Source organism: Verminephrobacter aporrectodeae subsp. tuberculatae At4 (assembly GCF_000193225.1).
In the GTDB taxonomy this organism is placed as follows: Bacteria; Pseudomonadota; Gammaproteobacteria; order Burkholderiales; family Burkholderiaceae_C; genus Acidovorax; species Acidovorax aporrectodeae.
In genome coordinates, this window is the sequence record NZ_AFAL01000667.1 from 1 (window position 1) to 230 (window position 230).

The 230-nt window shown below is 67.4% G+C and carries 1 protein-coding gene; it reads left to right on the forward strand.

Annotated features, from left to right (window positions below):
* Positions 1-230, forward strand: a 230-nt coding sequence (locus VTU_RS28640; protein WP_010107407.1) for a SwmB domain-containing protein, incomplete at both ends; no start/stop codon positions are given.

The window sequence follows — 230 nt, forward strand, 5'->3', positions numbered from 1 at the left end:
GTAACGAATAACTCCGCAGCCGACACCACGGCACCCGTGCTCGACAGCGCCGCGGTCAGCGGGCGCGAGCTGGTGCTGAGCTATACCGAGGTGAGCAGCCTGGGTCTGGACGCGACGCATACGGCCTCTGCCACGGCCTTTGCAGTCAGCAGCGCCAGCGGCGTGGCCATCGCCGTCGAGAACGTCACGGTGAATGCCACGGCCAAGACCCTCACGCTGCACCTGAGCCG